Annotated in this window: 22 protein-coding genes; 8 read left to right on the top strand and 14 right to left on the bottom strand. The window is 63.5% G+C overall.

The annotated features are described in order from the left end of the window. Positions 1-71: 71 nt before the first annotated feature. Positions 72-1,325 (top strand): M20/M25/M40 family metallo-hydrolase, encoded by a 1,254-nt coding sequence (locus tag ABEH28_RS09385; RefSeq protein ID WP_346629755.1) that lies wholly within the window; start codon positions 72-74, stop codon positions 1,323-1,325. 509 nt (positions 1,326-1,834) lie between these two features. Here the strand turns inward: ABEH28_RS09385 and ABEH28_RS09380 are convergent. After that, positions 1,835-3,007: an aspartate aminotransferase family protein gene (locus tag ABEH28_RS09380; protein WP_346629754.1), complete on the bottom strand. Its 1,173-nt coding sequence runs from the start codon at positions 3,005-3,007 to the stop codon at positions 1,835-1,837. Between the two features lie 99 nt (positions 3,008-3,106). Here ABEH28_RS09380 and ABEH28_RS09375 point away from each other — a divergent pair, with 99 nt between their 5' ends. From ABEH28_RS09375 to ABEH28_RS09365, 3 genes are all read left to right on the top strand, one after another. After that, a complete protein-coding gene (locus ABEH28_RS09375; RefSeq protein ID WP_346629753.1) occupies positions 3,107-4,009 on the top strand; it encodes a LysR family transcriptional regulator in 903 nt (300 codons plus the stop codon). Positions 4,010-4,141: 132 nt separating this feature from the next. Beyond that, positions 4,142-5,158 (top strand): zinc-dependent alcohol dehydrogenase family protein, encoded by a 1,017-nt coding sequence (locus tag ABEH28_RS09370; RefSeq protein ID WP_346629752.1) that lies wholly within the window; start codon positions 4,142-4,144, stop codon positions 5,156-5,158. A gap of 157 nt (positions 5,159-5,315) precedes the next feature. After that, entirely contained in the window at positions 5,316-6,254 is a 939-nt protein-coding gene (locus tag ABEH28_RS09365) for a hypothetical protein (RefSeq protein WP_346629751.1), read from the top strand. On the opposite strand, the gene ABEH28_RS09360 is transcribed toward ABEH28_RS09365, so the two are convergent. The 3 genes from ABEH28_RS09360 to ABEH28_RS09350 form a co-directional block, all read right to left on the bottom strand. Next, a complete protein-coding gene (locus tag ABEH28_RS09360; RefSeq protein WP_282370964.1) occupies positions 6,241-6,558 on the bottom strand; it encodes a class I SAM-dependent methyltransferase in 318 nt (105 codons plus the stop codon). The genes ABEH28_RS09365 and ABEH28_RS09360 overlap by 14 nt on opposite strands. 284 nt (positions 6,559-6,842) lie before the next feature. After that, positions 6,843-7,280: a DoxX family protein gene (locus ABEH28_RS09355; RefSeq protein ID WP_346629750.1), complete on the bottom strand. Its 438-nt coding sequence runs from the start codon at positions 7,278-7,280 to the stop codon at positions 6,843-6,845. A gap of 101 nt (positions 7,281-7,381) precedes the next feature. Continuing rightward, positions 7,382-8,785, bottom strand: a complete 1,404-nt coding sequence (locus ABEH28_RS09350; RefSeq protein WP_346629749.1) for a transglycosylase SLT domain-containing protein — start codon at positions 8,783-8,785, stop codon at positions 7,382-7,384. A gap of 197 nt (positions 8,786-8,982) precedes the next feature. Between ABEH28_RS09350 and ABEH28_RS09345 the strand changes: the two genes are divergently transcribed. The 3 genes from ABEH28_RS09345 (at position 8,983) to ABEH28_RS09335 (ending at position 11,816) form a co-directional block, all read left to right on the top strand. Next, entirely contained in the window at positions 8,983-9,807 is an 825-nt protein-coding gene (locus tag ABEH28_RS09345) for a TatD family hydrolase (RefSeq protein WP_346629748.1), read from the top strand. Positions 9,808-9,967: 160 nt separating this feature from the next. Beyond that, positions 9,968-11,452: a methyl-accepting chemotaxis protein gene (locus tag ABEH28_RS09340; RefSeq protein ID WP_346629747.1), complete on the top strand. Its 1,485-nt coding sequence runs from the start codon at positions 9,968-9,970 to the stop codon at positions 11,450-11,452. Positions 11,453-11,594: 142 nt separating this feature from the next. Then, positions 11,595-11,816, top strand: a complete 222-nt coding sequence (locus ABEH28_RS09335; protein ID WP_192172193.1) for a hypothetical protein — start codon at positions 11,595-11,597, stop codon at positions 11,814-11,816. Between the two features lie 92 nt (positions 11,817-11,908). Here the strand turns inward: ABEH28_RS09335 and ABEH28_RS09330 are convergent, their stop codons facing one another. From ABEH28_RS09330 to ABEH28_RS09305, 6 genes are all read right to left on the bottom strand, one after another. After that, on the bottom strand, positions 11,909-12,703 hold the full coding sequence (locus ABEH28_RS09330; protein WP_346629746.1) for a thioesterase family protein: 795 nt from the start codon (positions 12,701-12,703) through the stop codon (positions 11,909-11,911). A gap of 128 nt (positions 12,704-12,831) precedes the next feature. Beyond that, positions 12,832-13,602 (bottom strand): CHAD domain-containing protein, encoded by a 771-nt coding sequence (locus tag ABEH28_RS09325; RefSeq protein ID WP_346629935.1) that lies wholly within the window; start codon positions 13,600-13,602, stop codon positions 12,832-12,834. A gap of 45 nt (positions 13,603-13,647) precedes the next feature. Further along, a complete protein-coding gene (locus tag ABEH28_RS09320) occupies positions 13,648-15,648 on the bottom strand; it encodes a DUF3488 and DUF4129 domain-containing transglutaminase family protein (protein ID WP_346629745.1) in 2,001 nt (666 codons plus the stop codon). Between the two features lie 13 nt (positions 15,649-15,661). Next, positions 15,662-16,645: a DUF58 domain-containing protein gene (locus tag ABEH28_RS09315; RefSeq protein WP_346629744.1), complete on the bottom strand. Its 984-nt coding sequence runs from the start codon at positions 16,643-16,645 to the stop codon at positions 15,662-15,664. Continuing rightward, entirely contained in the window at positions 16,615-17,532 is a 918-nt protein-coding gene (locus ABEH28_RS09310) for a MoxR family ATPase (RefSeq protein ID WP_346629743.1), read from the bottom strand. Before ABEH28_RS09310 ends, ABEH28_RS09315 begins: the two co-directional genes overlap by 31 nt. Before the next feature lie 263 nt (positions 17,533-17,795). Then, positions 17,796-18,074 (bottom strand): hypothetical protein, encoded by a 279-nt coding sequence (locus tag ABEH28_RS09305; protein WP_062381160.1) that lies wholly within the window; start codon positions 18,072-18,074, stop codon positions 17,796-17,798. Between the two features lie 171 nt (positions 18,075-18,245). Between ABEH28_RS09305 and ABEH28_RS09300 the strand changes: the two genes are divergently transcribed. Beyond that, positions 18,246-19,310, top strand: coding sequence for a patatin-like phospholipase family protein (locus ABEH28_RS09300; protein WP_346626366.1), 1,065 nt, complete (start codon positions 18,246-18,248; stop codon positions 19,308-19,310). Positions 19,311-19,537: 227 nt separating this feature from the next. Here the strand turns inward: ABEH28_RS09300 and ABEH28_RS09295 are convergent, their stop codons facing one another. The 4 genes from ABEH28_RS09295 to kdpB form a co-directional block, all read right to left on the bottom strand. Then, complete coding sequence (locus ABEH28_RS09295) at positions 19,538-20,227, bottom strand: response regulator (protein WP_192172198.1); 690 nt, start codon at positions 20,225-20,227, stop codon at positions 19,538-19,540. A 63-nt stretch (positions 20,228-20,290) separates the two neighbouring features. Further along, positions 20,291-22,948 (bottom strand): sensor histidine kinase KdpD, encoded by a 2,658-nt coding sequence (locus ABEH28_RS09290; protein ID WP_346629742.1) that lies wholly within the window; start codon positions 22,946-22,948, stop codon positions 20,291-20,293. A 55-nt stretch (positions 22,949-23,003) separates the two neighbouring features. Then, positions 23,004-23,570 carry a potassium-transporting ATPase subunit KdpC gene (kdpC, locus tag ABEH28_RS09285; protein ID WP_346629741.1) on the bottom strand — a complete coding sequence of 189 codons (567 nt, stop codon included), beginning with the start codon at positions 23,568-23,570 and terminating at the stop codon, positions 23,004-23,006. A 65-nt stretch (positions 23,571-23,635) separates the two neighbouring features. Beyond that, positions 23,636-25,750: a potassium-transporting ATPase subunit KdpB gene (gene kdpB / locus ABEH28_RS09280; protein WP_346629934.1), complete on the bottom strand. Its 2,115-nt coding sequence runs from the start codon at positions 25,748-25,750 to the stop codon at positions 23,636-23,638. Between the last annotated feature and the right edge of the window lie 6 nt (positions 25,751-25,756).

Genomic DNA, 25,756 nt, shown 5'->3' with positions numbered 1-25,756 from the left:
ACCTATGCTGCGGGAACGATGTGGGTCCCATGGACATCACAACAACTCGACCACCATCTGAGGGATCCAGCATGCACGTTCGACGTACCGCCCTGACGACTTCCATCCTCGCCGCGCTGTTGAGCGGCGGCGCTTTTTTTGCTGGCTGCGCCTATGCCGCCGAAGTCTCCCCCGAGCAGTTATTGAAGAAGGCCGAGGCCGAGCAGAAACCTTATCTGGCCACCGTCAAGCAACTGGTCGACATCGACACCGGAACGGGTCAGGCACCCGGCCTGAAAATGGTCAGTGCGGTGCTGGTCGAACGGCTAAAGGCTTTAGGCGCAACAGTCGAAACCACGCCGGCAACGCCCTCGACGGGCGATAACATCGTCGGCACCCTCAAGGGCACGGGCAGCAAATCCTTTCTGCTGATGATCCACTACGACACCGTGTTCGGTCCGGGCACCGCCGCCAAGCGGCCTTTCCGCGTCGACGGCGATCACGCCTACGGCCCTGGCGTGGCCGACGCCAAGGGTGGGGTGGCGATGGTGCTGCATACCCTGAAGCTGCTGGAAGACCAGAAATTCAAGGACTTCGGCACGATCACCGTGCTGTTCAACCCTGACGAGGAAACGGGGTCCGCCGGCTCGAAAACCCTGATCGCCGAACTCGCCCGCAAGCACGACTACGTGTTCTCGTTCGAGCCACCGGACAAGGACGCCGTGACGGTCGCCACCAACGGCATCAATGGCGTGTTCGTCGACGTCAAAGGTAAATCCTCCCACGCCGGCTCCGCCCCGGAAGCCGGGCGCAATGCGGCCATGGAACTGGCCCATCAACTGGTGCAGCTCAAGGACCTGGGCGAACCGGCCAAGGGCACTACGGTCAACTGGACCCTGATCAAAGGCGGCGAGAAGCGCAACATTATCCCGTCGAGCGCCGCGGCTGAGGGCGACATGCGCTATTCAGACCTGAGCGAATCCGACCGCGTACTGGCCGACGGACAGCGCATCGTGCAAGGCAAAATGATCGACGGCACCGACGTCACCTTCCGCCTCGAAAAAGGCCGCCCCCCACTGGCAAAAAACCCCGCAACCGACGCCCTCGCCAAAACCGCCCAGGCGATCTATGCCACAACCGGCCGCACCCTCGAACCCATCGCCATGCGCTTCGGCACCGACGCCGGCTACGCCTACGTCCCCGACAGCCAAAAACCCGCCGTCCTCGAAACCATGGGCGTCGTCGGCGCCGGCCTCCACGCCGACGACGAATACATGGACCTCACCAGCATCGCCCCGAGGCTCTACCTGACCGCGGCGATGATCATGGAATTGTCCGGGAAATAAGGCGGGGTGCTTTTTAGAGCTTGTCGATAGATCGCGACTTTGTTGCCCTTCGGGCCTTTCGCGAGCAAGCTCGCTCCCACATTTGCTTAAACGTGCCATGGCCTGATAGACCGAGTTGCCAGCTTTTGGGTTGCGTCGAAAATTGGGCGGGGCTACATAAGACGGGCTTTGATTTTCGCCTTTGATCATCATTACGACGCAAAAAGTCCAGACGACACCAATCGCGACTTTGGTGCAGGCCGAACGCAGACGACGCGGAGTGGGCCGAGCCGCATGGATGCGGCGAGAGCGCCGTCAGGACATGGATGTCCGTTCGGCGCGGGCCCACGGAGCGTCGTCGAAGTGAGGGAACCCGACGAAGTCGGGCCCAACCTAGAGCAGGCACCCTTGGTTACTTGGGGTGCTTTTCCAAGTAACTCGCCGAAGGCGAAACGTCTGCCCCTAGGCAGACGCTCTTGATCTTAAGGTCGTTGATCTTGATCTTGATCTTGATCTTGATCTTAAAAACCTCAACCGCGAAGCGCCCCTACGACGCCTGCCACGATCCGGTCCACCTCGTCGCCATCAATCACCAACGGCGGCAACAGCCGAATCGTCTGCCCACGCGTCACATTGATCAACACCCCATACTCCTGCGCCGCCACCAGACACACATCCCGAATCGGCCGCCTCAACTCAATCCCGATCATCAACCCCATCCCCCGCACCTGCGCCACATCAGCGTGCCCCACCAGCGCAGCGCGCAGGCCCGCCAACAACCGCTCCCCCTGCACCGCCGCATTGAGCAAAAGCCCCTCATCCTCAACGATATCCAATACCGTACAACCCACCCGACACGCCAGCGGATTACCGCCAAACGTACTGCCATGACTGCCCGGCGTGAACAGCCGCGCCACCGCCGCCGTCGCCAGACACGCGCCAATGGGAATGCCATTGCCCAGCGCCTTCGCCAGCGTCATCACATCGGGAACGATCCCCTCATGCTCGAACGCAAACCAGCGCCCCGTCCGACCCATGCCCGTCTGGATCTCATCCAGCATCATCAGCCAACCGTTTTGAGTGCAATGGTCGCGCAGTGCCTTCAGATACCCCGGCGGCGGCAACGCCACACCGCCCTCGCCCTGAATCGGCTCGACCAACACCGCGACGATGCGCTCGCCATACGCCAACGTCGCCTGTTTAACCGCAACGATGTCACCGAACGCCACCTTCACGAACTCCCCCGACATCGGCTGATAACCCAGCCGCGCGGCGCCGTTATCGCTGGCCGACAACGTGCCGAGAGTGCGGCCGTGAAAGGCGTTGTCCATCACCAGCACCAGCGGATGCTCGATGCCCTTGGCCCAGCCATACAAACGCGCCAGTTTGAGCGCGGTTTCGTTGGCCTCGGCGCCGGAATTGTTGAAAAACACCTGCTCCAGGCCCGACAGCCGGGTCAGACGTTGCGCCAGCTTCTGCTGCCAGTCGATGCGGTAATGGTTGGACGTGTGCAAGAGCAGCCCGGCCTGCTCGCTGATCGCGGCGACAACCTTTGGGTGGCTGTGGCCGACGTTGGTCACCGCAACACCCGCGACGGCGTCCAGGTATTGACGGCCGCTGTCATCCCACAGCCGCGCGCCTTCGCCACGGATAAAGCTCAACGGCATGGGTTTGTAGGTGTTCATCAGGCAGGCGGCGGTCATGTCGGTGGCTCCATCACGGGTAAGTGAGGCCAGTATTGTTAGCCCGTTCTGATGTATAAAGACCGCCATCCTTCAGTGACTTTAAAGCAGGGCTTGATAATGGATGTATTTCTGGCGATGACGGTCTTCGTCAAAGTGGTCGAAGGCGGCAGCATGACCGCGGCCGCGCGCCAGTGCGAAATGTCGACGACCATGGTCGGCAATCACCTGAAAGCACTTGAGCAGCGCCTCGGGGTGAGCCTGTTGCAGCGCACCACCCGCCGGCAGAACCTGACCGAGTTTGGCCTCGAATACTACCGGCGTTGCGTCGAAGTACTGGGGCTGGTGAATGATTCCGAGCGCATGGCCGAACAGGCCCAGACCGAGCCCAGCGGCACCTTGCGCGTCACCGCCCCGCCAGCCTTCGGCGCCGAACGCCTGGCGCCGTTGCTCAGCGATTTCGTCCAGCGCTACCCGGAGATCAAGGTGGAGGTGGTGCTCAGCAATCAGACGATGGACCTGATCGAGCACGGTTTCGACGCCGCCATCCGCCTCGGCACCCCGGAATCTTCGGCCCTGATTGCCCGCCCCCTGCAGGACTACACCCTGACCATCTGCGCGGCTCCCGCCTATTTGAAGCGTCGGGGTACACCGAAAACCGCCGATGACCTGCGCGACCACGACTGCCTGGCGTTCGCCTACCCGGCCGGCGATGACTGGCGTGCCGCCGACAAATTATGGCGCCTGACAGGGCCCGACGGCGTGATGGAGGTGCCGGTGTCGGGCTCGATGATCGTCAACAGCACGCCGGCGCTGCGCCAGGCCGTGCTCGCCGGGATGGGCGTGTCGATGCTGCCCGACGTGCTGATCAGCGAGGACATCGCCAGCGGAAAGCTCGTGCCACTGCTGCAGGATTATCAACCGCCCAGCCGTACGCTGTGGCTGATGTACCCCCAGGACCGCTATCGCCTGCCCAAGGTGCGGCAGTTCGTCGAACATGCTTTACGGGCCTGGGGCAAATAAGCGCTCACGGCAGCGAAGTCGTCAACGCGAATTGATAGCAGGCATGTCGGGTATCGACCGACAGAAATAGTGCCCCGTGGCCCCCATCGATACAGTCGTTGCAACACTCAACGACAGGCATCGAGGTCGACAATGTCACGCGCCATCAAATTTCATCGCTTCGGCAAAGCCGATGTGCTCAGTTGCGAGGAGCAGCCTGACCGGTCCCCCGGCCCACAGGAAGTGCTGGTTCGTGCCGAAGCCATCGGCATCAGCTGGGACGACGTGTTGTGGCGGCAAAACCTGTCACTGGCACCGGTGCAACTGCCAGCGGGTCTGGGCAGTGAAATGGCCGGCGTCGTCGAAGCGGTGGGCGCTGGAGTGACTGACTTGAAGGTGGGGGACAAGGTGGCGAGCTTCAAAGCCATGAGCGCCAACCAGTACCCGGTGTGTGGCGACCACGTGATGGTCCCGCGCAACGCGCTGACCCTTTACCCGGACGCACTGACGCCGGTGGAAGCCAGCGTTCACTACACGCCGATGCTGCTGGCCTGGTTTGCCTTCATCGAGCTCGCCAATGTGCAACCGGGCCAGACCGTGCTCGTCACCGACGCGACGTACAGCCCCGGCATTGCCTTCGTGCAGTTGGGCAAGGCCTTGGGCCTGCGGGTTATCGCAGCGACGCCCCATGGGCAAGACCGTGAATACCTGCTGGCGAACGGCGCCGATCGGGTGATCGTCACCGACGAGGACGACATCGGCCTGCGCATCGAGTCGCTGACCCACGGCCATGGCATCGAAGCGGTGTTCGACGGACTGGGCGGCATGCAGATGTCGATGCTCGGTGACGTGCTGGCGCCCCGCGGCAGTCTGGTGCTGTACGGCCTGCGCGGTGGCAACAAAACGCCTTTCCCGGCGCAGCAGGCATTCCGCAAGAACATGCGCTTCCACGTGCATTGCCTGGAAAACTTCACCGGCAAACCGGAGCTGGGCATCGAGCAGAATGGCCCCGCCCTGCAGCGGGCACTGGACGCTATCAACGATCTGACGGCCAAGGGCCTGCTCAAGCCGGACATCCACCGCACCTGGCCCTTCGAGCAGTTCGGCAAGGCCCACAACCACCTCGACGAGCATCCCGTGCGCGGTCGCGTGGTGCTGAAAGTCAGATGAGCGCACGCCGCCATTCACATGGGGTAACAGACCTGAAGAACTGCCTTGGTTGACGTCGGTGACGCGGCGGCCACACTCCAGAAAAGGACTTTCCGAGCGAATGACCGCTCACCCCGCTCCGCCCTCGGAGCCTCACCACACGTCAAGGAATGACTGTATGCCCCTTAACCCATCGGCTTCACCCCGTCCGCCCCATCTCGACTGGATGGCGCACATCCCCGAACTCGCGCAGTTGCGCATTGACCAACTCATCCTCCCCGGCGCCCACAACGCCGGCAGCGACAAGCTGTCACCCAACTTCGCCGTCCCCCAGGAGATGGCCCAGGACGTCGCGCCCCTGGAGCAATTGCGCCAGGGGGTGCGCGCGCTGGATTTGCGCGTGGCGTTTTATTCGAAGTATGAAAAGGGTGACCCGCGGCGTTTTCAGCTGTTCCACCTGACCTCGTCAGGGCGCACGGTCGCCGAAGACATTCTGGCGTGCGTCCATGCATTTTTTGAAGAACTGGAACAGAACGGCTCGCCGGCGCGTGAAATCGTCATTCTGGATTTCCATCAGTTCAAGGACTTCACTGAACTGACCCACAGGGAATTTCAGAACCTGCTGACGAAAACCCTTGGCCCGAGGGCTGTGCCACGGCAGCTGAGCAGGCTGACGCTGGAAGGCATCTGGCGTGATCATCCGGGCAAAAACGTCGTGCTTGCCTATAACAGGCGCTCCGGCGACGAGCTGCTGTGGGACGGGGTCAAGCAGCGCTGGCCGGGAGAAAACCTGTTCAACACCAACACCCTGAAGGCGTTCGTCAACGAAGTGGCAGTGGAAAACAAACCCGAGTTCAGCCTGACCGCCATCAAGTGCGCCAAGTATTCATTGCCGCTGCACGCGCCCAGTGACTTGAGCGGGAAGATCGATCAGTGGTTCGAGTCGACGGACGAGAACAGCTTCATCCAGAATTTCTACATCATCAACACCGACTGGACCCTGCGCAGCGCGCTGGTCGCCCATTGCCGTCACGCCAATGGTATGCGTGCCCGCTTCAACCTGCGCCATCCCGATCAGCCGTTGCAACCCAGGCGGCGAGCCGTCAGCAGCGCGTGATCAAACCCTGTCGGGCGACGCGGATCAGTTGGTGAATCACCGCTTCCGCGCGCTCGGCAGCGGGCGCCTGAATCACGGCCAGGTCGAACTGGTCGTTGCTGAAGCGCTCAAGGGCATCGTCGGTTTCGATGAATTGAATGAGGAAAGCGTGCGGGCCGCCCTGGCGACGCGGCCAGCCGTCGAGGTAACGCAGCAACGTCGGCTGATGGGCGCCGCCCAGAAGGATTTGTGGATTACGACGATTGAACTGGCTGGCGATGGGGGCCAGGCGAACGAGGGGACGCGGGTGGGAATGACTGCTCATAGTGTCGTTTTCTCTGCCTCATTGATCCGCTGGGCAGCGGTGAGAGGCAACACCGAACCAGCGCTTTAGCGGAATTTCGATGACGAATGACCGTCACCCGGCGCCCCGCAAGTAGCTGTTTAAATCGGCGCATGAACGGCATCCTAGAGAAGCGCTGTAGGCATTGTCAATCGACGGATACCGTCGCGCTCCTGTCTAAACGGACGCAAAAAAATCCCGACGCTCTGAGAGGCCGGGATTTTTGTTTGCTAACAATGTGGCTGCTACGGATTTGAACGGGTGAATCAGCGACGCGCGATCAATCGGTCGACAGACAGGCGACCCGCCCCTTCGAACAGCACCGCCACCGCAGCGGCGATCAGCGCCAGTCCGAACTCATAACCGTTGTTGGCCATGAACAAGCCGTTGTGGATGTGCACCGAGAGAATCGCCACCACCAGCATCACGATCACCACCAGCGCTGCAGGCCGTGCCAACAAGCCAAGGAACAGCGCCAGACCGCCGAAGAATTCCGCGCTGCCGGACATCAACGCCATCAAGTAGCCAGGGGTGAGGCCCAGGCTCGCCATGTACTGGCCAGTGCCTTCCAGGCCATAGCCGCCGAACATACCGAACAGTTTCTGGCTGCCGTGGGCCATGAGGATGATGCCGATAAGAATCCGCAGGCCGGTGATGCCGAAACCGGCGTGGGTGTTGAAGATCGATTTGAGTTGAGCATTCATGGCGGTTATTCCGTTTGAGTTGAGAATGGCGCCATCTTAATCGGTTCTATAAATATGAAAATCGCAAAATACGCGTCATACGTATCGAATCCTTGGATCTGTCACCGGGTCTCAGGACGCTCCAATGAACTGCGGGCCTGGTCGAACGCCAGGTAGTACTTGTTGACGCTGTTCACGTAGCTCACGACGTTCTTGCCGCCCTGCTCCATGGCCACGCGCTCGACCTGAAAAAACCACTGGTTCGGGTTGAGCCCCTGGCGCTTCGCCTCCGCTCGCATGGCCTGCACGCGCTCCGGGCCGAGGTTGTAGGCGGCCAGGGTAAACGCCATGCGCTCACGCTCGTTGATTTTCGGGCTGGCGAAAAACTTGCGCCGCAGCAGCGCCATGTATTTGCTCGCCGCCTGCACGTTACCGTCGAGGTCGTGAATGTTGTCGACGCCGACGCGCTGGGCGGCCGACGGGGTGATCTGCAGCAGACCGGTGGCGCCGCTGCCACCCTTGGCGACCGGGTTGAGCGCCGACTCCTTGAAGGCCACGGCGGCGAGGTCGAGCCAGTCCATCTTCTGTTTGTCGGCGTGCAATTGTAGCGTGGGACGCAGTTTCTCCAGGCGCTGACGGTCTTCGCGCGCCAGCGGATTGTGGATCTGGTAGCGGTCCTTGTAGGCGGTCTGGAAGGCGGCGTCCTGATTCCGCGGCGGTTCGTAGGTTTGCAGGAAATGGTCGACGGCGCCGCGCAACACCACGGCGTCCTTGCGCACGAACCAGTTCATGTCCCCCGGATCGCTCAAGGCAGCAGCGCGGTCGATCCGCAGCTTCGGCATCACTTTGGCCCAGCGCTCGGCGATGGGTTGCTCCACCACGGTCAGGTGATAAACACCGGCCTGAACCATTTCCAGCACGTCTTCCACGGCCAGACTCGGGTCAACCCATTCGATCTTCACCGGTGGCAGCTTGCGCAGGGCCAGCTTCTGATTCAGCTGCAGGATGGCCTCATCGGCGGCGCTGCCGCTGGTGAGCATCAGCGTGCGGCCCGAGAGCTGTTCGGGACGCCGGAGGCCGCGCTCACCCTTGACGCCCACCACCACCAGCGGCACCTGGGCGACCACCGGTTCAGACGCGTCGACGTAACGGGCGGCGCTGGCGTCGAGGAGTTCGCCCGGCGCAACCATGTCGCCTTCGCCCCGCTGCAGCGCGGCGAGCAGCTGGTCCTTGGCTTTGGGAATGAGTTTGAGGGAGATCTTCTGACCGTCGCGGGCGTGGCTGTTGAGGTAGGTTTCGAACGCCTGCAAGCGACGGCACTCGACGCCAACGGGCTCACCCTGAACTTCGGCGGAGCTGTTGCGGCTCTGATTGACCAGCACCCGCAGGACTTTGCCACTGCGGATCGCCGGCAGGTCGCGCACCTGACTCTTTTTGATCACCACCGGCGGGCCGGCGGGGCGCGGCGACGCGTGGCTGGGCACGGCCATGACGCACATCAGGGAAAACAGGGACGCTCGGATCATTGACGCTCCGATGAAAGGCCGAAAAAAACGGGCTTGAAGTCTGTGTCGCGCAGCTGAACGGCTCGTCGCGTGCATCGCGGCATGCGTCAACAAAAGCGGGATCACAGGATTGGGTATTCCAAGCAGTTGAGCCTGCTTGTTTTTTATCGCTTCAATCGCTCTGGTATTCTTCTCGGCCTCCGGCCTGAGGTAGCACCATGCAACTAATAGACATTGGCGTCAACTTGACCAACTCCAGCTTCGCCGCCCGCAAACACGAGGTGGTGGAACGCGCGTACGCCGCCGGCGTCGGCCAGTTGATCCTCACCGGCACCGACGTCGAAGGCAGCGAACAGGCCCTGGCGTTATCCCGCCAGCTCGATGAAAGCGCCCAACGTCTGTTCAGCACTGCCGGTATTCATCCGCACTCGGCAAGCGCCTGGACGGGCGAAACCGAGAGCCAGCTCAGGGCACTGCTGCGTGAAAAGACCGTCTGCGCCGTGGGTGAATGCGGGCTGGATTTCAATCGCGACTTCTCCCCTCGCCCGCAGCAGGAAAAAGTTCTGGAAGCGCATCTGGCACTGGCCGTCGAGCTGCAATTGCCGGTGTTTCTCCATGAGCGCGATGCCGACGAGCGCCTGCTCGCCATTTTGCGGGACTACCGCGATCAGCTCCCGGCGGCGGTGGTGCATTGCTTCACCGGGGAAAAACGCGCGCTGTTCAACTATCTGGATCTGGACCTGCACATCGGCATCACCGGCTGGATCTGCGACGAGCGCCGGGGCACGCACCTGCACCCGCTGGTCCGCGAGATTCCCCGCGGCCGGTTGATGCTGGAAAGCGACGCGCCGTACCTGCTGCCCCGCACCTTGCGGCCCAAACCAAAGAACGGCCGCAACGAACCGGCCTATCTGCCCGAGGTCCTGCGCGAAGTGGCGCTGCACCGAGGCGAAAGCCCGGACGACGTTGCGGCCCACACCACCAATTGCGCTCGGGCGTTTTTTTCGTTGCCGGCGGTGGAAGCTGCCGTTCACGCATCGTAACAACAGGCTCTGCCTTGTTCCGCAGGTCAAAACGGTAGGAGCGCCGTCTGACCTGTCATCCCATAAACACCCATTGATGCAGATCAACGCTTCGCGTCTTTAAAGCGCACAAAATGATGGCACCCTGCCTTATTTCGTGCACCCACAGAAGACTTCCACCATGGCCCGCTGGCTGAGCAATGTTTCGCTGAAATACAAGTTCTGGGCGGTCAACGCCGTTGCGTTTTTCACCACGCTGTTGCTGGTGCTTTACGCCCTGCAGCTGGAACAACACACCCGCGCCAACGATGCCAGAGCCGCCGCGCAGGCCGAGGCACAGTTGTTGAGCGCGTGGCCCGCCGGGCAATCACTGCCAGCTGCAGCCCACCGTCTGACGTATCCAGCGGGACAGGTGCCGGTGTTCAAAGGTCAGCCCCTGCCCTCGCTGAGCCCGGTTACCGGCTGGACTGACCTGACGGGTGTTTCCGACACAGACGGTACGCCACTGATCGGCGCCTATGTCATCCAGCGCGATGACCAACGCATCGCCGTGCTCGCCGCTGCGCCACACCTGCTGCAATGGGTGGAGGTGCGTTTCGTCCAGTACGCCGTCGCAGTGTTCATTCTGATGCTCGCCATGCTCGGCGCGTCGCAACTGCTGATCCGCTTTCTGCTGACCCACCTCAACACCCTCAAAGACGTGATGCTGCAGGTAGAAAGCAGCGGCGACCTCTCGGCGCGCGTGCCCCTGACCGGTGAGGATGAAGTCGGGCAGATGGCCAAGGCCTTCAACGCCATGCAAGCCGGTTACCAACGCATCGTCACCACCGTTGCCCACTCCGCCGCCCGCCTGGATGCAGGCGCGGGCCAACTGGCGTCGGGCATGAGCGAGGTGCGCCAAGGCATGCTCGGCCAGCAGAGCGAGACCGATCAAGTGGCAACGGCCATCAATGAAATGACCGCCACCGTCCACCACATCGCTCAACACGCCGGTGCCACCCGTGATCAATCCCGGAACGCTGACCGGCTCGCGGGCACCGGCAAAGCCGTGGTTGATCGGGTAGAGACGTCCATCGCCGGGCTGTCCAGCGGGGTGCAACAGACGGCCGGGATGATCCAGCGGCTGGCCGAGGACAGTCAGAAAATCAACGGCGTCGTAAGCGTGATTCACAGCATCGCCGAACAGACCAACCTGCTCGCCCTCAACGCCGCCATCGAAGCGGCCCGCGCTGGGGAGATGGGACGCGGCTTCGCGGTGGTGGCCGATGAGGTGCGACATCTGGCGCGCCGGGTGCAGACGTCCACCGACGAGATCACCACCATGGTCTGCACTCTGCAGGCGGGTACCCGCGATGCGGTGGATTTCATGCAGGAAAGCTCGCACAAGGCCGACGACTGCGTGCAGCGCGCGCGGGAAGCGGGTCAGGCGCTGACGGCGATCACTGAAGCGGTGGCGCAGATGCGCGAGAGCAACACTCAGATTGCGGTAGCCGCGCAACAACAGAGCCAGGTCGCCGAAGAAATGAACCGGGCCGTGGTAAGCATCCGCGACGTGACCGAGCGCACCGTCCGACAAACAGTGGACTCGGCCGGCACCAGCGATGAGCTGGCGACACTGGCCGGCGCCTTGAACACGGCCATCGGGCAGCTGAAATTACAGGGCTGATTGCCTCGCGCCCCTGCGATTGCTCAGGCACATCCTGCCTATCAGGCTGATAGCAATCCTCGATTCGCCGAAGTGAACCTCCGGGCCTATTCTCACCTCTATCGAAAACACTTCTTGTTCACGTTTCACCGAGGTAAGCGTCATGCCCAAGTTCATTACGGATCTTCACATCGGCGAATTCTTCAACCCATCACGCAAGGACGGTCTGCCGTCGAACGCCGTGTTGTCCTCACTGGCGTTCCCGCTGTCCATCGTCTCCGGCTTGCTTCTGCTGGACGGCGCGTTCAACAGCAGCCTGACGTCCGCCGCCATCGGTGTGCTGGGTCTGATTGCCGCGCAAGCCATTAAAGCCAGAGGCCAATAAGGCCCCTGGCTTTTGCCCGGTACAGAGATGCGTCACCTGATGACGTTGTCAGCAACCTCACCTCTGATCTGATCTGATCTGATCTGATCTGATCAGCCAAAGACAGTCACCGTCTGGCGACTGATCGCCACCAATTCCCCTTTTGGCGTCCACAGCGCCGCTGCGGTATGACCGTAGCCATCGCGGGCATGCTCGATCACCGCTCGGTACTGCGTCCAGTCATGGGTGGTCATCGCGGGCAACGGCTGCACAAACTCGATCGTCCAAGTCAATGAGCTTCCCGGCGCCGGCTTGTTCAGATGGGGCAGCACGGCAGGTGGCCAGGTGTCGACCAACGCCAGCAGATGCGCTTCGGTCAAGGGCTCCTCTTCCACGTCACGCAAGCGTGCATAGCCACCAATCGCCGGTGACGGTGAGTTGGAAAACGGCAGGCCGCCCAGCGCCCAGCGCAGATCAATAAACCGCAGGTATTCCGGCATCACGCCGGACACGAACGGGAACGGCTGGATCTGGTCCGCCGGTTTGAAGACCGGGGCCGGCTCGGCGTGAACCGAAATCATCGACTCGCGGGGCGCGCCGAAGCTGCCCTGAATCAGGGTCATGACCTCGCCGTTCTGGATCGCCCGGCCCAAGACCTGACTGACCGCTTTGCCTTCGCGCAGGACTTCCACCTCAAACGAAATAGGTGTGTCGATGGCCGGTGGCGCAACGAAACAGATCGCCAGCGACCGAACGGGCCTCTCGGTCGAGACCTTCGCGCGCATCGCTTCATACATCAGCGCCGCCATCAACCCGCCGAAGCATGCTCGCCCCTGTGCCCATGAGGCGGGGATGCTGACGCATTCGGGATGGGCACGGACGGCGTCAAGCAGCTCGGAGAATTTCATGGGCATTCCAGGGTGGCAGACGGGATGGCCAAATGGTAACGAGGCAGCCGCTGCAGGACAGGGTTGATAAGCGCCAATCCTGCGGACCAGACGGTTTAAAAGCGACCAGGCCTGAAGATCCCGTGGAGTCAGCGTGGAGAATGTTTTCCGAAGCACGCCTTGTACAAACGCACCAGAACCTGGTCAGACTTCTGCTCGGCACGGTGAATGCCCAATTCCCACCCGGCCACGCACGGCGCCAGATCTGCCTGATGCCGCGCCTGCTCCAGCCATTGCAGGTGATCGTGCCAGTCACCCAGGGCGCCTTGGGCCGCTTTCAACCGGCGCTCCATGTTTTTCGGCTGATGACTGAGTTCCGGGTAGGCCTCGCCGGCGTAGCGCACGCGTTTGATCAGCAGGCGCAGGCGATGGCGGTCGTGGGCAGGGTCGCCCATGGCTTCGCGCAGTTGCTTCCACTGTTTGTCCAGGCGCTTTTCAATGCGCTGCTTCAGCTTGTCGAGCAGGCCATGGCGTTCCTGGGTGCGCAGCAGGGCCGGCAATTGATCCAGCACGCCGAACAGACGATTGAGCTCCGCAGAGCTGGCCACTTTCGGGCACGCGGTTTTCAGGTATTGCTCGCGCTTGGCCGCCGCCTGGGGCAGACCCTGTTCATCGAGGAACGCCGCCAGCACCTGCATGTCACGCAAAGGCGTGGTCAGCGCACCGACCTCCTTGGCCGCCGCTTCCACCTGATCCAGCCCTGGCAGCCCCCGCAGTGGGCGCAAAACGCTGCGCAGGCGGCGGACGTTGGTGCGCAGGTCGTGCAGCGCTTCACTGTCGGTGGAGACCTCCAACCGCGCGTGACAGGCAAGCAGCTTGATGTTAAGGCCGATAATCTCGGCGACCAGGTGATCGACCATCGCTGACATGAAACACTCCTAGGTTGAAGATGAATGTCTGATGACTTACGGCCGCTTGCCCCTTGCAGTGGACAAACGCCACGGCAGGCTGCGGCGCAGGGATTTCAGGCGCTGACGCAGTGCACCAACCGAGCCGTCTGCCCCGGCGTAGCGCTGGGCCTCGAACTCGTGGACAAAATCCCTGATCGCCCCGGCGTGGGCCGGCAGTTGCGCGGCAGCACGCTGCGCAAAGGCCCGGGCGCCCTCACCCGGCTGACGTTTAAGACCCTGCCGGGCGAGCAGACGTTCGAACTGGTTGAACAGCCGCAGCTGCGAATCGCTCTCACGGCGCCACGGTTTGAACAGCCACAGCGCCAGCAACCCGAGAATAACCGCCGCGCCGCCGGCAAACACGGGTGCCTGAAACCCGGAAAACCAGCGGCCCAGCACCTGCAGTTGCTGCTGACCCTGATACCCCAGCACCCACCGCTGCCAGCCGTAATTGAGGTTGTCCCAGCTCATGCGAATCGAATTGACCCAGGCCAGGTGCCGATAGCGCAGGGCGGACATCGGCGAATCGCCGAGAAATTCTTCGTCCGCCGCCAGGGCTTGTTCAAGCCCTTGCTCGACCCGCGCGGGCGCCACCGCTGCGGTGGGATCAACGCTGCGCCAACCCACGTTCGGTTGCCAGTATTCAACCCAGGCGTGGGCGTCGAACTGGCGCACGGTCAGGTAGTTGCCGTCCGGGTTGAGCTCGCCGCCCTGATAACCGGCAACCACCCGCGCCGGCACACCCGCCGCGCGCAGGGCAAATGTCATGGCGCCGGCGTAGTGGGCACAAAAACCGGCACGGCTGCCGAACAGGAAGTCATCGATGCTGTTGGCTCCCAGCGCCGGGGGCTTGAGGGTGTAGCGGAACGGCTGCGATGTGAAATACGACAGCAGCGCGTCCACCACCGCGTCGGTGCCGGCATGGCGCCGGTGCAGGTCCGCTGCCCATTCGCGCACCTGGGGATTGCCTTTGGCCGGCAGTTGCAGGGCCTGCAAGCGCGCGCCGTCGCTGAGCACGGTCTCGCGCACCGCGTCGGGCCAGGATTCGACGCTGTAGAGCATTGATTGCTCCACCGGTCGTCGCCGCTGCCAGCGGAAATCAGTCATCTGGCGCACGCCGGCCAGATCGGTCTGGCCGACATCGAGGGTCATCAGCCACGGCTTGCCGGTCGGTTCCAGCACCACGCTGTAGCTGACCCGCTCGCCTTCCCGGCGCCACAGCGGCGCGTCCGGCACTTGCGCCCGCGACGATTGCGACCAGCGTCTGCCGTCGAATTGCTCCAGGGTCAGCGCGCGCCAGTACAGCTGATTGCGCGGCGGCAGCGGGCCGTCAAAACTGGCGCGAAACACCAGCTCGGCAGATTTGCTCAGCTCGGCGATGTCCCCCGGCGCCATGCTGTCGGACAGCCCGCTCAGCGCCTTGTTACTGGGTTGCGGCAACGACCACAGGGGCTCAAGGCGCGGGAAAAACAGGAACAGCAGAAGCATCAACGGCACGGCCTGCAGCAGCAGTTTGGCCGATAGCCGCAGCGTAGCCGCGGGCCTGCTGGAGATGCCGGACTGTTGCAAGCCGATCAACGCGGCCAGCAGCGTGGTGATGGGCAGCAGGGTAAACAGGCCCCAAAGCAGCGAGTCTTCGAACAGGTAACCGACGGCGATGCAGAAGAAGCCAAGAAAGATCAGCACCAGGGCGTCGCGACGGTTCTGCATTTCCAGCATCTTCAGAATGAACGCCGCGATCAGCAGCGCCGCCCCTGCGTCCAGACCGATCAAACTGCCCCGCGCCAGATAGATGCCCCCGGCGGTGCCGACCAGCAGTCCAGATTTGATCCAGGTGCCGGGCATCCTCACGCGCATGCGGAAGATCTGAATGCGCCAGAACGAGCAGACCAGCCACAGCACGATCAGCGCCACCGGCACGTGCAAGGCGAAGGGCACGATCACCAGCGCCTGGGCAATCAGCAACCAATTGAGGCTGACCCGTGGGATCGGTTTGGCCAGGCTGGAGGATGTCATCGCGCCGCGCCTTTCATGCGCGCACCCCGTACAGCGCCAATTGGCGCAGGCAGGCTTCACGGTGAGCGTCGCCGCTGTCCACCGCCGAGATAAAACCGGGCAGCCGCAGCGCGAACGGCTGCTGACGCTGGGACAATTCCAGCACCCAGTAACACAGGCGCGACAGGCGTTCTTCGATATCTCCACCCAGGGCCATGAAATCCAGACACAGGTCGTGACCGCTGAGGTCGCTGAACTCCTTGACCATTAGCCCCTGTCCCCGCGACCAGGCTTTCCAGTGCATGCGCCGCATCGAGTCGCCCGGCTGCCACAGGCGCAGGCCCTGATAATCATCGACGCCCGGCCCCGTCGTCGCGTGGCCGTCGTCCTCGGCATGGGGTTGCACGCCTTGCAGCAGCGGCATCGTGCCGGCCAGCGGTTGCGGGTAGATCAGCACGGTCTGTTCCAGGTCCAGCCAGCTCCAGGCGCGAAAAATCCCCAGCGGGAACACGCTCTCCACGCGCAAACGCGGGGCCCGCATCCAGCCGCGTTTGAGCGCCGGCAGCGTCAGGCCGACTTCGACCAGACGCTCGGCGTCAACGTCGGTCTGCTCCAGCTGTTCGCTGTCCCAACCCAGGGCAATCGCCTGATGGCCATGGCTGGTGCTTTCCAGACGCAGGCGCAGTTGCACCGGTTCGCCGACGAACACCGAACGCGCGTGGCCGCCGCTGAGGATCAGCCCGCTGATGTTGCGGTAGGTGTGCAGAATGGCCAGCACGCCCACCGACAGCATGAGAAAGGTCAGGCCGTAGGCGAGGCTGTTCTGGTAGTTGATCGACACCAGCAGCAACAGAAACAGAATGAGCGCATAGGTGCCGCCGACCCGGGTCGGCAGGATGAAGATTCGGCGGTGATCCAGTTCGACCCGCGACGCCGGGGGAATGCGGCGTCCCACCCAGCGCTGCCAGACCGGTTTGAAGCGTTCGATCACAGCACCGGCACCTCGCGCAGTAGCCACTGGACCAGCGCGCCGCCGCCATGCCCGGTCGGGTCAGTGCGCTCGCGCAGGCGGTGGCTGATGACGGCGGGCAGAATCGCCTGCACGTCTTCGGGAATCACGTAATCGCGCCCGGCGAGCAACGCCCAGGCACGCGCCGCCGACAGGATCGCCAGGCTCGCACGGGGCGACAGGCCGTAGGCGAACTGCGGCTGGCTGCGCGTGGCATCGACCAGCCGCAGCACGTAATCGACCAGGGCGTCGCTGGCCCGCACCTGCCGCGCCTGCTGCTGAAGCAAGGCCAGTTCGGCGTGGTCCAGTAATGGCTCGATGCGCGGCAGCAGATCACGACGGGATTCCCCCCGCAGCAGGGCTTTTTCCGCCGAGCGCGCGGGATAACCCAGGGACAGGCGCATCAGGAAGCGGTCCAGTTGCGATTCCGGCAAGGCGAAGGTGCCGCCCTGGCTGAAGGGGTTTTGGGTGGCGATGACGAAAAACGGATCGGGCAGCAAACGGGTGGCGCCCTCGATGGTGACCTGGCCCTCCTCCATGGCTTCGAGCAGCGCGCTCTGGCTCTTGGGCGTAGCGCGGTTGATTTCGTCGGCCAGCACCAGCTCGGCGAAGATCGGTCCGGGGTGGAAGGTGAACTGCCCGGTGTCACGATCAAAAACGGACGTGCCGAGGATGTCGCCCGGCAGCAGATCGGAGGTGAATTGAATGCGCTGAAAGCTTAAGCCGAGCACCCGCGCGAGGGTGTGACTGAGGGTGGTTTTGCCCATGCCGGGCAAGTCTTCAATCAACAGATGCCCGCCGCCGAGCAGGCAGGTCAACGCCAGGCGCACCTGTGGTTCCTTGCCCAGCACCACTTCATTGATTGCGTTGAGACACGCATCCAGTTTTCTGCCCATCGGAAGGCCTCCCCAGGCGACTGCTCATGGCTAATAGGACTGCAGACGATGCCAGACGTGCAGCCACTGTAAGGTCAGCGTAGGCCTTTTCGCCAGAGCGGGATGGAGGGATTCATCAGGGTGGAGCGAAACAGGACGGTAGGATTGAGCTTGCTCGCGATCGGCGTTATCCCGGTCAGCTTGATGGCGACTGACAGCATGCTTCGCGAGCAAGCTCACTCCTAAAGGGAGACCGCGTGATGGCTGCGGACTTTGGAACGATTTCAGCGACCGGCGCGGGATTCGCGGATGTAGAAACGGGCTTTCTCGGCTTTCTCGGAGCAACCCTCGAACGCTTCGAACTGCTGCTGGGTCTTGGCGCCGGTCAGCAGCGACAGGGCCTTGGAGTAGCTGACCGTGCCGGCGAAACCTTCGGCCTTGGCCAGATCGAGCTCGTGCCAGGCTGCGTCAAGGTTGGTGGCACAGCTGTCGCGGTAGGCCGTTTTACCGGCGCAACCGGTGAGAACCAATGCCAACAGGGGCAGGCAGATCCAGGCTTTCATGGGTGTTACCTCAACTAAGGAAATCATTGATGCGGCTTTGACGGTGCGGCGATGTAAAAGTGCCACACCCGGGCGATGCACAATACCCGTTTCGGGCCGTTGGCGTTACGCTGGTGTGTGATGAATCGGCCGCCTTGCGCGCCGCCTGAACGCTGACAGTGGGAAACGCACATGAATAAACGCATCGCGCTGGTCCTGGGCTCCGGGGGCGCACGGGGTTACGCGCACATCGGCGTCATTGAAGAGCTCGAACACCGCGGCTACGACATCGCCTGCATCGCCGGGTGTTCCATGGGCGCGGTGATCGGCGGGATCTACGCGGCAGGCAAGCTGCCCGAGTACAAGGCGTGGATCGAAAGCCTGGATTACCTGGACGTGTTGCGGCTGGTGGACGTGAGTTTCCGGCTGGGGGCGATTCGCGGCGAGAAGGTGTTCGGCAAAATTCGCGACATCGTCGGCGAGATCAATATCGAGGACCTGCCGATCCCCTACACCGCCGTGGCCACGGACCTGACCAACCAGCAGGAAATCTGGTTTCAGGAAGGCAATCTGCATTCGGCGATGCGCGCTTCGGCGGCAATCCCGAGCCTGTTCACTCCAGTGGTTCAGGGCAATCGCACGCTGGTGGATGGCGGCCTGCTGAACCCGTTGCCGATCGTGCCGGTGGTGTCGAGCCACTGCGATCTGATCGTTGCGGTCAACCTCAATTCAACGACCCAGAAGCATTACACCTTGCCGGTGATCGAACGCCCGCCGGCGGTGAAGAAGCGTATCGACGGTTTGATGAGCTCCATCGGCTCGCACCTGCCGTTCCGCCGCAAGCTGGACCTGACCGGCGAAGGCGGGTTGCGCCTGGCGCAGGAACGGCTCAAGCCCAGCGCCGCCGCGCTGACGGGCAATCCGTGGTTGATGGCCGATATCGAATCCGCCGACCCCCAGGGCCAGCAACCTTCCGCCGCGCCCACCCAGGCCGGGGCGCCGAGATCGGCCAGCGGCTCGATCATCATCGACAACGTCGGCCCGGCGTCGCTGCTGGACCTGATCAACCAGAGCTTCGAGGTCATGCAGACGTCCCTGGCTCAATACAAAATCGCCGGCTACCCGCCCGACATCCTGATCAACGTGCCGAAGCGCGTGTGCCGGTTCTTCGAATTTTACAAAGCCCCGGAGCTGATCGCGCTCGGGCGGCAGATCGCCAGGGAAACGCTGGATCGGTATGAGCAGGAGCATTCGTGAGCAATTGGGTGGGTCAGACATGGAGATATGCGCTGACTTACCGCATTCGTGAGCAGGCTCACTCCCACACTTGCTGCGTTCGCCGAAGACAGTCAGCGCTGCGGTGATCCTGTGGGAGCGACCGGGGTGGCGCTCCACCTTGCTCGCGAATTGCGGTGGATCTGATATGAAGACATGGGCTGACGCACCGCGCTTGGGCAGATGCGGCCCAAAGCAAGCGAATGCCTTCACGCATTCACCAACCGATACCCGACCCCCGCCTCAGTCACGATGTACTGCGGCGCGGCGGGGTCGTCGCCGAGTTTCTGGCGCAGGTGGCCCACCACGATGCGCAGGTAATGGGTGTCTTCGACGTGGGTCGGGCCCCAGATGTCCTTGAGCAGTTGCTGTTGGGTAATGACCCGTCCGGGATGCCGCGCCAGTTGCGCCAAAACCGCGTACTCCTTGCGGGTCAGGGCGACTTCGGCATCGCCCAGGGACACCCGGCGGTAGGCCAGATCAATGTTCAGCGGGCCGATGACCACCGCCGATTCCACCTGACCGCTCTCCGGCGCCTGGCGCAACAGCGAACGAATCCGCGCCAGAAACTCCTGGATGCCGAACGGTTTGGTCACGTAATCGTTGGCGCCGGCGTCCAGCGCGCGCACTTTCTCGCCCTCACTGGCACGCACGGAGAGCACCAGCACCGGCACCGTCGACCACTCGCGAAACTGGCTGAGCACGTCCTGCCCGTCCATGTCCGGCAGGCCCAGGTCGAGCACCAGCAGGTCGGGTTTATTCAGTGCGGCCTGGGTCAGGCCGTCGGTGCCGGTGCCGGCTTCCAGCACTTTATAGCCTTGTGACGCGAGGCTGATGCGCAGGAACTTGCGGATCTGCGGCTCGTCATCGATCACCAGAATGGTCGCCGTCTGGCTCATGGGTGTCCTGTCATGAAGAAAAGGGTCGGTACCGAAAGAAAGTCAGCGTAGCGCAAAGCGGGTTCAGACCGCCTGGTCCATTTCCGCTTCGGGTTGCGCCTGCAGCGGCAAGTGCAGGCTGATGCAGGTGCCGCGACCGTCGATGCCATCGTCCACGCTGATCCGCCCGCCGTGGGCGCCGACCATGCCCTGACAGATCGCCAGACCCAGCCCCGTGCCCTGCCCGCCTCGGTCTCCCCGCGCGGCGGTGTAGAACATATCAAAAATCTTCGCCCGTTCGTTCTCGGGTATCCCCGGCCCTTCATCGCTGACGGCGAAAATAATCTCCTCGTTCTGCACGCTCACCGCCATCTGCAGCCGCCCGTTGACCGGCGAGAAGCGCGCGGCGTTTTCGATCACGTTGATCAGCGCCTGCTCGATCAGCGCGGCGTGCACGTACAGCAGCGGCAATTCCGCCGGCAATTCGGTCATGACCTGCAGCGGCGCGAGCACCGCACGCAGGCGATTGAGCGCGCTGCCGACGATGTCACCCGGTGAGACCCAGTCCCGCGCCAGCTTCAGCGCGCCATGACCGAGGCGCGTCATGTCCAGCAGGTTCTGAATGTAGCGATCCAGACGCTCGGCCTCGTCGCGGGTGCCTTCGAGCAACTCGCGACGGTCTTCCAGCGGAATCGCCTCGCCCAGGGCCAACAGGCTGTCAATGCTGCCGCGCATGGCGGTCAGCGGCGTGCGCAGGTCGTGGGAGACCGAAGCCAGCAACGCGCTGCGCAGTTGTTCGGTCTCGCCGTGCAAACGCGCGGCCTCGAGATCCTCGGCCAGCCGCGCCCGGGCCAGGGCCTGACCCAATGGCTGACTTAACGCAGTCAGCAGACGTCGCCGCTGAGGGCTGAAAGTCTGGCCCTGCTTCGCACGAATCCCCAGTAACGCCATCGGCGCGTCGTCCACCCACAGCGGCAACCACCACCAACTCCCCGACGGCAGCGTGCCAGTGCCCTTGCCCGCCGGTTGCCCGTGCTGCCAGGCCCAGTCCGCCGCTGCGCGTTCGAATTCGGAAAACTCCAGCGGCCCGCCCACCTCGACTTTCCAACCCTGCTCGCGGTCGTTGTCCAGCACGCACAGCTGCAACTCGCTCCAGCCGGCCAGGTGATGATCGGCCGCACTAAGCACGGCCTGGCGATCGGTCGCGGCGGTCAGGCGGCGGGACAGGTCGAGCAGTTCGCTGGTTTCCTCCTGGGTGTCCCGCAGCGCTTGCAACTGGCGACGCTGGCGAGCAGCGAGATTGCCGGTCAGCGCCGCCATCAACAGAAAGAACAGCAGCGTCAGCACGTCTTCTTCGCGCTGGATGCTCAGGGAAAAGTTCGGCGGGATGAACAGAAAGTCGTACGCGAGAAACGACAGCACCGAACAGACCATCGCCGGGCCGACGCTGCTGCGCACGGCCACCAGCAACACGGCGGCGAGAAAGACCAGGGAGATATTCGGCAGCGCCAACCAGCTGGACACGGCCCAGGCCAAGGCACTGGCGACGACCGTGGCGAACAGCGCCAGGGCGTAGTCGAACCAGACCAGATTGCGCGGCGAAGTGGATTGCGGCTGATCAGGACGCGATTCGCTGTCGAGGACGTTGATTTCCAGCCCGTGGGCATTGCGCAGCAGACGCGACGCCAGACCGCCGCCCAACACCCGACGCCGCAGCGAAGGCCGCGATTGGCCCACCAGCACCAGACTCGCGCGGCGTTCGGTGGCGTGCTGAATCAGCGTCTTCGCCACTTCCGGCGCGCGCAGCACCACCACTTCCCCGCCGAGGCGTTCGGCCAGTTGCTGGGCGTTCTGCAAACGGCTGCGGGCCAGCTCATCGAAAAAGCGCCCGTTGTCGACGTGCACCAGACTCCACGGCAGGTGCCGACGCTGGGCGACGCGGCTGGCGTGACGCACCAGACGTTCGGCCTGGGCGTCGCCGTCGATCCCCACCAACAGACGACCGCGCACCGCCGGCGCCGCCTGACCCAACTGCCGATAGCCCAGCGCCAGATCGTTGTCGACCTGGGCGGCGGCGGTCTGCATGGCCATTTCCCGCAGCGCGGTGAGGTTGGTCTGGGTGAAAAACGCATCGATGGCCGCGCGGGCCTGCTCCGGCACGTAGACCTTGCCGTCGCGCAACCGCTCCAGCAATTCGCGGGGCGGCAGGTCGATCAGCACCAGTTCGTAGGCTTCCTGCAACACCCAGTCCGGCAAGGTTTCACGCACTTGCACGCCGGTGATGCCGCGCACCTGATCGTTGAGGCTTTCCAGGTGCTGAACGTTGACCGTGGTGTAAACGTCGATCCCCGCCGAGAGCAATTCCTGAATGTCCTGCCAGCGCTTGGCGTGGCGGCTGCCGGGCGCGTTGGAATGGGCCAGCTCGTCGACCAGCACCAGTTTGGGCTTCGCCGCAAGAATACCGTCCAGGTCCATCTCTTCGAGCATGACCCCGCGGTATTCGGAACGGACCATGGGTTGCTGGGGCAAACCGCCCAGTAGCGCTTCGGTTTCGGCGCGGCCGTGGGTCTCGACGACCCCGGCCAGCAGCGAAACGCCCTGGCGCATCTGCGTATGCGCGGCCTGAAGCATGGCGTAGGTCTTGCCCACGCCCGGCGCGGCACCGAGAAACACCTTCAGCCGCCCGCGATCGTCCCGGGGAAGATTGACCAGCAAAGCGTCGGCGCGGGTGGTTGAATTCACGAAGAGTTGTCCTGGTGCAGGGTGATGCGCGCGCGTGTGGCGTCGCCGGTTCGGGTCAGTTTACGACTTTGCCAGACGGTAACCGATTCAGACTCAGATTCAAGTCCAGCACGTTTACCACTGGCGGGCCGATCAGCGAGGTCTGGGTGTTGTCCGCCACCAGTTTCTGCACCGACTCGGCAGGCAGGTTACGCGCCGCTGCGATGCGGGCCACCTGGTATTGCGCTGCGGCCGGCGACAGATGCGGATCAAGACCGCTGGCCGACGTGGTCAGCAGGTTCAGCGGCACCGGGCCCTGGTTGTCGACTTTCTCTTTGGCGGCGTCATCGGTCACTCGGGTCGCCAGCGCCGGATTGCTCGGCGCCAGGTTACTCGCGCCGCTGGCGACGGTGGCAAAGGCCCCGGCAGACGGACGCGGGTGAAACCATTCTTCGCCGGTGAAATTCTGTGCGATCAGTTCAGAGCCACGCACTTTTTCATGGTCGTCGTAGACCAGGCTGCCATTGGCCTGATCCGGGAACGCCACCTGGGCGACTCCGGTCACCACCAGCGGGTAAGCCACGCCGGTGATCAGGGTCATCAGAACGATCAGGCTCACGGCCGGACGCAATACGCTGGACATCATTCAATCCTCATTTCGAAGTGAGCGCCGCACGGGATCAGGCACCGCGCGGCGCGATCAGCGGGTTAAACCAGGTGCAGGGCGGTCAACAGCAGGTCGATGGCCTTGATCCCCACGAACGGCACGACAATCCCGCCCAGCCCGTACACCAACAGATTGCGGCGCAGCAAATGCGCAGCGCTGGCGGCCTGGACCCGGACACCGCGCAGCGCCAGCGGAATCAGCACGACGATGATCAGCGCGTTGAACACGATGGCCGACAGAATCGCGCTCTGCGGGCTGGCCAGGTGCATGATGTTGAGCACGCCCAGTTGCGGATAGATCGCCGCAAACAGCGCCGGCAGGATGGCGAAATACTTGGCCACGTCGTTGGCGATGGAAAAGGTCGTCAGGGCGCCGCGGGTTACCAGCAATTCCTTGCCGATCTGCACCACGTCCAGCAGCTTGGTCGGGTCGCTGTCGAGATCGACCATGTTGGCCGCTTCCCGCGCCGCCTGGGTGCCATCGTTCATCGCCATGCCGACGTCGGCCTGGGCCAGCGCTGGCGCGTCGTTGGCACCGTCGCCGCACATCGCCACCAGACGCCCGTCGTTCTGCTCCTGACGGATGCGCTCCAGCTTCTTCTCGGGAGTGGCTTCGGCCAGCACGTCATCGACGCCTGCCTCTGCCGCGATCGCCGCCGCCGTCAGCGGGTTGTCGCCGGTGACCATGACCGTGCGAATGCCCAGTTTGCGCAGTTCCTCGAAGCGCTCGCGAATGCCCGGCTTGACCACGTCCTTGAGATGAATCGCGCCCAGCAGCTTGCCATCGCCGCAGACCAGCAACGGCGTACCACCGGTCTTGGCGATCTTGTCGATCTCCCGCGCCAGTACCGGCGGCAGATCACTGCGGTCACGGCCGAGGAGTTTCAGCAGCGAATCCACCGCACCCTTGCGGTACACGCGGCCTTCGTAGTCGACGCCGGACAAGCGGGTTTCCGCGGTGAACGGCACCGCCGTCAACTGGCTCGGTGCAGGCTCGGTCATCGGGTGCAGACCGCGGAGGTACTCGACGATGGACTTGCCTTCGGCGGTGTCATCCGCCAGCGAGGCCAGCAGCGTGCCTTCGCTCAGCTCTTTGGCCGACACGCCCGGCGCGGCATACACCGCCGCGCAACGACGGTTGCCGAAGGTGATGGTGCCGGTCTTGTCCAGCAGCAACACATGCACGTCACCCGCCGCCTCTACCGCACGGCCGGATTTGGCGATCACGTTGAGGCGTACCAGACGGTCCATGCCGGCAATGCCGATGGCCGAGAGCAGGCCGCCGATGGTGGTCGGAATCAGGGTGACCAGCAGCGCCACGAGGAACACCAGCGGCAGGTTACCGCCGGCAAAGTGCGCGAACGGCTGCAGGGTCACGACCACCAGCAGGAAGATCAGGGTCAGGCCGATCAACAGAATGTCGAGAGCGACTTCGTTGGGGGTCTTCTGGCGCTTGGCGCCTTCGACCAGCGCGATCATGCGGTCCAGGGTCGATTCGCCGGGGTTGGCGCTGATCCGCACCAGCAGCCAGTCGGACACCAGTCGCGTGTTGCCGGTGACGGCCGAACGGTCGCCGCCGGACTCGCGGATCACCGGCGCAGACTCACCGGTGATCGCCGCTTCGTTGACGGCCGCAATGCCTTCGATCACCTCGCCGTCGCCCGGGATCATTTCCCCGGCTTCGACGCGGACCACATCGCCCTTGCGCAGCGTGGCGGCGTTGACCATCTGGTAGCTGCCATTGGCGCCCTGGATCCGCGCTTTCAGGCCTTCACTACCGGCTTTCAAGCTGTCGGCACGGGCCTTGCCGCGACCTTCGGCCAAGGCTTCGGCAAAGTTGGCGAACAACACGGTGAACCACAGCCAGACGGCGATCTGCACGGCGACGGACGTCGGCACCGCCGGATCGGGGATCAGGCACAGCACGGTGGTCAGAATCGCGGTCAGTTCGACCACCAGCATCACCGGCGCACGGTGCAGCTGGCGCGGGTCGAGCTTGATGAACGCCTGGACCAGCGCCGGGCGCCACAGCGCGGCGAGCCCGGTCTTCGCTGATGCATTCGATGCAGGCTGCGCGTCATGGCCGGCTGTCTTGCTGGCCTGGCTTTTAGAGTCCGAGTTTGTACTGTCCGGGCTTTTTGTTACGGGGGCTTGCATGTTCAT

Origin of the sequence: Pseudomonas sp. Ps21-P2 (genome assembly GCF_039672565.1) — a bacterium.
Lineage (GTDB): Bacteria > Pseudomonadota > Gammaproteobacteria > Pseudomonadales > Pseudomonadaceae > Aquipseudomonas.
Note: the sequence above shows the minus strand (reverse complement) of the source record. Positions and strands in the feature narration are given on the sequence as shown.